We start from the raw sequence: 5,229 nt of genomic DNA, 5'->3' as shown, positions 1-5,229 counted from the left end.
CTGGCGCGGCTGATCGAGCACGCGGCGCGCCTCGCCGCCGACGCCGAGCGCCTGAGCACACGCACCCAGCCGCTCGACGACCGCCTGCGCGAGGCGGCCCACTTCGCCCTCGCCGCCGGCGCCACGCGCATCGAGCGCGATCATGTGGACGCCGCGATCGCGGCCCATCGCCGCCGTCACGAACGCATCCGCCTCGGCCACCTCGACCAGATCCTGCGCGGGCAGTGGCTGATCGACACCGCCGGCAGCCACGTCGGCCAGGTCAATGGCCTGGCGGTGGTGCCGCTCGGCGAGGACCGCTTCGCCCACCCGCAGCGCATCACCGCCACGGTGCGCGCCGGCGCGGGCGAGATCATCGACATCGAGCGCGAGGTCAAGCTCGGCGGGCCGATCCACTCCAAGGGCGTGCTGATCCTGTCCGCCTTCCTCGCCGCGCGCTTCGGCTGGATGCTGCCGCTCTCGCTCAAGGCGAGCCTGGTCTTCGAGCAGTCCTACGGCGGCGTCGAGGGCGACAGCGCCTCGCTCGCCGAGCTGGTGGCCCTGCTGTCGGCGCTCTCGGGCGTGGCGGTGAAGCAGTCGCTCGCCGTGACTGGCTCGGTGAACCAGTTCGGCGTCGTGCAGCCGGTGGGCGGCATCAACGAGAAGATCGAGGGCTTCTTCGAGCTGTGCGCCGCGCGCGGCCTCGACGGCGGGCAAGGGGTGCTGATCCCGCGCGCCAACGTCAGCCACCTGATGCTGCGCGACGACGTGGTCGAGGCGGTGCGGGCCGGGCGCTTCGCGGTGTGGGCGGTGGCCGACGCCGACGAGGCGGTGGAGCTGCTCACCGGCCTGCCCGCCGGCCGGCCAGCGGCCGACGGCAGCATGCCGGCAGGCACGGTCAATGCGCGCGCCGTGGATGGCCTGCGCAAGCTGGCCGCGCTGCACCGCCGCGGCAAGCCCCGCGACGGCTGAGCGCCCGGCTCAGAACGCCACCGCGACGCCGAAGTGCAGCCGCAGGCTGCGCTCCTGATGGCCCCAGGCGAGATCGATCGCGAGCGGGCCCGCCGGGCTGCGCCAGCGCGCGCCGACGCCGTAGCCGACGCGCAGGTCGTAGTCCGCGCGGGTGTCGGCGGCATCCCCCGCATCGACGAAGACGGCGGCGCCCCACTGCGGCTGGAACCAGCGCACATACTCGGCGCTCGCGGTCGCGAGGTAGCGACCGCCGACCGTGGCGTTGCCCTCCTTCACGCCCAGGCTCTGATAGTCGTAGCCGCGCACCGACTGCGCGCCGCCGCTGCGGAAGAGGAAGTCCTGCGGCACGCCCTCGCGGCTGTCGGCCAGGGTCACGCCGGCCTCGCCGCGCAGGATGAACACGTCGGTGCCGCGCACCGGCTGGTAGCGCGCGACGCGCGAGTAGAAGCGCAGGAAGTCCTGGTCGGAGAGCAGCGTCTTGCTGCCGCCGCCGACCTGGAACTCCAGCACGTAGCCGCTCGTGGGGTCGAGCACGTTGTCGACCGCGCGCTTCTTCCACGTCCAGTTCGCGCTCAGGGTGTTGGTCGAGCGCGAGGGGGCGCCGGACGGCTCGACGTTCTCGTGCTGCAGGCGCAGCGCGAGCTGGGTCTCGATGTCGCCGCGCAGCGTGGTGCGCGCGGCGCCGAGCGCCTGGGAGTCGATCTTGAGGCCTTCGAGGTCGCTCGCCTCGTAGAGCGCGCCGAAACTGTCGCGGTCGCGCCCGCGCGGGGGCAGGAAGACATCCGCGAACAGCGCCTGGCGGCGCTCCTCGATGCGCAGGCCGGAGGAGAACTCCCAGCCGCGCTTGCGCAGGTTGGAGTCGCGGTAGCTGAACTCGACGCGCGCGCCAGTGTTGGTCGAATAGCCCGCACCCGCGCCGGCATAACGCGGCAGCGCCTCGGTGACCCTCACCCGCACCGGCACCGCGCTCGACAGCGTCGGGTCGCGCTCGATGTCGACGATCACCGAGCCGAAGTGCGGGGTGTTCTGCAGTTCGGTCTGGAAGGCGAGCAGCGCCTCGCGATCGTAGGGCGAGCCGGGCTCGAGCTGGCTGTAGCGTTCGACGAGATCGACGGGCAGGTGCTCCAGGCCCTCGACGTCGAGCTCGCCGAGGTAGAACGTCGGTCCGCTGTCGATGCGCACGCGCAGGGTGGCGCGCGCGCTCTCGGGGTCGATCTCGGCGCGGCTGTCGACGATGCGCGCCGCGGCGTAGCGGCGTGCCGCGACCGCATCGAGCAGCGCCTGCTTGGCCCCGTCCCAGCCACCCTGGCTGAAGGGCGCGCCGACCGGCAGGCTCCAGCCCGCACGCAGCAGGTCGAGGTACTCGCTGCCGCCGGGCCCGGAGGTGGCGATCTCGCCGACGAACTGCAGCTCGACCTGGGCGATCACGGTGCGCGGGCCGGGCTCCACCTCGAGCAGCCAGGCGCGCGCATCGCTGCGATCGAAGCGCACCCGCGGCGAGAAGTAGCCCTCGGTGGCGAGCAGGCCCGCCACCTCGCGACGCGCGCGCCGGGTCATCGCCGAGCGATCGGCCGGCTCCTCGGGCAGTTCGAGCGCCTCCTGGCGCAGCAGGCGCACATGGCGCTCGAGCAGCGGCCGCAGCTCGTCGGGCGCCTGCAGGCGCACCTCGAGGGTCTCCTGTGCCAGCGCACCGCCAGCCGCCAGCGTCAGGGCCAGCGCGGCGAGGCGCAGGCCCCGGCGCAGCGCAGGTCGCACTCCCGAGCGCACGCGCTCAGACCTCCCCGTGGTAGCCCGCCACGCGCTCGACCTCGTTCTTCGAGCCCAGGATCACCGGCACGCGCTGGTGCAACCGCTCCGGCTTCACGTCGAGGATGCGCTCGCGCCCGGTGGAGGCCGCACCGCCGGCCTGCTCGACCAGCATCGCCATCGGGTTGGCCTCGTACATCAGGCGCAGCTTGCCGCCCTGCCTGCGGCACTTCTCGTCCATCGGGTACATGAACACGCCGCCGCGGGTCAGGATGCGGTGCACGTCGGAGACCATCGAGGCCACCCAGCGCATGTTGTAGTCCTTGCCGAGCGGGCCTTCCTTGCCCTGCAGCATCTCGTCGTAGTAACGCTTGACCGGCGCCTCCCAGTGGCGCGCGTTGGACGCGTTGATGGCGAACTCCTGGGTATCGGCCGGGATGCTCATGAAGGGCTGGGTGTAGATGAAGCTGCCCATCTCGCGGTCGAGCGTGAAGGCATGCACGCCGTGGCCAACGGTGAGCACGAGCTGGGTGGACGGGCCGTAGACCGCGTAGCCGGCGGCGACCTGCTCGCGGCCTGGCTGCAGGAAGCTCTCCTCGGTGGGCTCCGAGCCGCCCGGCGGGTTGCGCAGCACCGAGAAGATGGTGCCGACGGAGATGTTGACGTCGATGTTGGACGAGCCGTCGAGCGGATCGAAGAGCAGCAGGAAGCCGCCCTTGGGCAGGTCGAAGGGGATCTGGCAGATGGTCTCGACCTCCTCCGAGGCCATGCCGGCGAGGTGGCCGCCCCACTCGTTGGCCTGCAGCAGGATCTCGTTGGCGATGACGTCGAGCTTCTTCTGCGCCTCGCCCTGGACGTTGTCGGTGCCGGCCTCGCCGAGCACGCCGGCGAGCGCGCCCTTGGAGACGTTGACGCTGATCGCCTTGACCGCGCGAGCGACGACCTCGATCAGCAGGCGCAGGTCGGCGGTGATGCGGCCGGCGCGCTGCTGCTCGATGAGGAACTGGGTAAGGGTGACTCGGCGCATGAGAAGGCTCCACGACATTGAACGAAACGGACAAGCCGGGATTATCGCGGTTCCGCGCCACGAGCGCACGGGCCGCGATGCCCGCAACCAGCAGACTGCAGCCGCGGCCGCCGAGGCGCTATCATCGGCACCCCCCATCTGCGTTTCCACTTCATGCACGTCATGGTTCTCGGCGCCGGCCTGTCCGGCGTCACGACCGCCTGGTACCTGAGCCGCGCCGGCTTCCAGGTCAGCCTGGTCGACCGCCAGCCCGGCGCCGGACTCGAGACCAGCTTCGCCAACGGCGGACAGATCTCGATCAGCCATCCCGAGCCCTGGGCCAACCCCGGCGCGCCTGCGCAGGTGCTGCGCTGGCTCGGGCGCGCCGACGCGCCGCTGAAGTTCCGCCCGCGCCGCGACCTCGCGCAGTGGACCTGGGGCCTGCGCTTCCTGCTCGAGTGCCTGCCCGCGCGCGCACACCGCAACACCGTGGCGATCGCCGCGCTCGCGCTCGCCAGCGCGCAGCGCCTGCGCGCACTGCGCACCGAGCTCGGGCTCGAGTACGACCAGCTCGAGCGCGGCATCCTGCACCTGTTCTACAGCCGCGCGGAGTTCGCCAGGGCGCCCGCGCGCGCCGCACAGCTGCACGCCTTCGGCATCGCCGCCGAGGTGCTCGACCGCGCGGCCTGCATCGAGCGCGAGCCGGCGCTGGCGGCCTGCGCCGGCAGCCTGTCGGGCGGGATCTTCGCGCAGGAGGACGAATCGGGCGACGCGCACAAATTCACCCGCGCGCTCGCCCTCAGGCTGCAGGAGGCGGGTGTGGCGCTGCACTGGGAGACCGAGGTGAGCGCGCTCGAGACCGACTCCGGCGGCCGCATCGTGGGCGCGCGCGTCCGTCGCGCGGACGGGAGCGCGGACAGCCTGCGCGCGCAGGCCTGCGTGCTGTGCCTGGGCAGCCACGGCGCGCGCCTGGTCGCCCCGCTCGGCTTGCGCCTGCCGATCTACCCGGTCAAGGGCTATTCGATCACCGCACCGGTGCTGGATGCGGCCCTGGCGCCGAGCGTGAGCCTGACCGACGAGTCGCGCCGGATCGTATGCTCGCGCCTGGGCGACCGCCTGCGCGTCGCCGGCACCGCGGAGCTCAACGGCTACGACACCGCGATCCGCGCGGAGCGCATCGCGCCGATCATGGCGTGGGTGCAGGCGCGCTTCCCGCGCGCGATCGACCTCGCGCGCGCGGAACCCTGGGCCGGATTGCGCCCCGCAACGCCGGGCAACGTGCCGCTGATCGGACGCAGCGCGCGCCCCGGACTGTGGCTCAACACCGGCCACGGCACGCTGGGATGGACGCTGGCCTGCGGGTCGGCGGCCGCACTCGCGGAGTTGATGAGCGGTGGCCGGCCGGCGGTGGCGTTTCCCTTCCTCGCGGCGGCGGGAAGCTAGCACCGCCCGTGCCCGGCGACGCCGACCGACCCGGCCAGCCGGGGCGGAGCGCGTCGCGAGCGCGCGGCCTCAGGCCACGCGCG

4 protein-coding genes are annotated in these 5,229 nt (G+C 72.8%); 2 read left to right on the top strand and 2 right to left on the bottom strand.

Annotated elements, in window-relative coordinates; genetic code table 11:
- Positions 1-951: Lon-insertion domain-containing protein (locus C667_RS20050; RefSeq protein WP_039922437.1), on the top strand; the 951-nt coding region annotated here is incomplete at its 5' end.
- 9 nt (positions 952-960) lie between these two features.
- Here C667_RS20050 and C667_RS20045 read toward each other — a convergent pair.
- Complete coding sequence (locus tag C667_RS20045; protein WP_039922436.1) at positions 961-2,718, bottom strand: autotransporter assembly complex protein TamA; 1,758 nt, start codon at positions 2,716-2,718, stop codon at positions 961-963.
- Positions 2,719-2,722: 4 nt separating this feature from the next.
- Positions 2,723-3,724: a class 1 fructose-bisphosphatase gene (locus tag C667_RS20040; RefSeq protein WP_004379174.1), complete on the bottom strand. Its 1,002-nt coding sequence runs from the start codon at positions 3,722-3,724 to the stop codon at positions 2,723-2,725.
- Between the two features lie 153 nt (positions 3,725-3,877).
- On the opposite strand from C667_RS20040, the gene C667_RS20035 reads away from it, so the two are divergent.
- Positions 3,878-5,146, top strand: coding sequence for a D-amino acid dehydrogenase (locus C667_RS20035; RefSeq protein WP_004379172.1), 1,269 nt, complete (start codon positions 3,878-3,880; stop codon positions 5,144-5,146).
- Positions 5,147-5,229 lie beyond the last annotated feature (83 nt).

Origin of the sequence: Thauera phenylacetica B4P (assembly GCF_000310225.1) — a bacterium.
Classification (GTDB): domain Bacteria; phylum Pseudomonadota; class Gammaproteobacteria; order Burkholderiales; family Rhodocyclaceae; genus Thauera; species Thauera phenylacetica.
The sequence above is the reverse complement of the archived record's forward strand: the minus strand, read 5'-3'. Positions and strand labels throughout refer to the sequence as shown.